General features: G+C 72.1%; 1 protein-coding gene. It reads left to right on the plus strand.

The window, feature by feature from the left end; translation table 11 throughout:
- Nucleotides 1-1020, plus strand: a 1020-nt coding sequence (locus ROE7235_RS19670; RefSeq protein ID WP_442476008.1) for a GTA baseplate fiber-binding domain-containing protein, incomplete at its 5' end; no start/stop codon positions are given.
- Nucleotides 1021-1048 lie beyond the last annotated feature (28 nt).

Below are 1048 nucleotides of genomic sequence, written 5' to 3' on the forward strand. Positions count from 1 at the left end.
ACCTACGATCTGCCGCCCGGCGATCCCCGCGCGGCGTCGCTGACGCGTGCTGTCGTGTTCGGCGCGCCGGATGCGGTGCTGATGGACCTGCCGCAATTGACCGAGGACCAGCCCGCGCATCGGCCGCTGGTCGCCGCGCACGCGGTTCCCTGGCCCGGCGAGATGGCGGTGTTCCGCAGCCCGTCGACCGATGGCTTCGAGCTGGTGACCACCTTCGGCAGCCGCGCCCGGATCGGGATGCTGGTCTCCGACCTCTACGCGGGGCACACGTCGCGCTTCGATCTCGGCAATGCGCTTGTGGTCGATCTGCTGACCGGCACGCTGGAAAGCGTCACCGACCTCACGCTGTTCGGCGGCGCCAACGCGCTCGCCATCGAGAGCGCGCCCGGCGTCTGGGAGATCGTGCAGGCGGGCGCGGCGGAGCTTCTGGCGCCCGGCCGGTATCGGCTGACCCGGCTCCTGCGCGGCCAGCGCGGCACCGAGGGTGCGATGGGTAACCCGGCGCCTGCGGGCGGGCGGGTCGTCGTGCTGGACACCGCGCTGGCGTCCCTGCCGATCGCCGAGGCCGATCTCGGCATCCCGTGGAACTGGCGTATCGGCCCGGCGAGCCGTCCGGTCAGCGACGAGACCTATGTGGCGCAGGCCTTCACGCCAACGGGCGCCGGGCTGCGGCCGTTCTCCGTCGCCCATGTCGCGCAACCGTGGCGAACGCCGCGGACGCCCGGCGACCTGACGATCCGCTGGACGCGGAGGTCACGCGCGCTTGCTGCCGACAGCTGGGGCGCGGTCGAGGTGTCACTGGCGGAAGAGCTGGAAGCCTACGAGGTCGAGATCCTCGACGGCGCCACCGTGAAGCGGGTGCTGAGCACCGCCACGACCAGCGCGATCTACACCGCCGCCCAGCAGAGCGCCGATTGGGGCGCGCCGCTCGGCCCCGGCGACACGCTCGACGTCCGCATCTTCCAGCTCTCCGCCCTGATCGGGCGGGGCGCGCCAAAGACCGTCACGCTCACGTTCTGAAGGCCATCCCATGTCCGACGCCACGACC

Source organism: Roseinatronobacter ekhonensis, from assembly GCF_900499075.1.
Lineage (GTDB): Bacteria > Pseudomonadota > Alphaproteobacteria > Rhodobacterales > Rhodobacteraceae > Roseinatronobacter > Roseinatronobacter ekhonensis.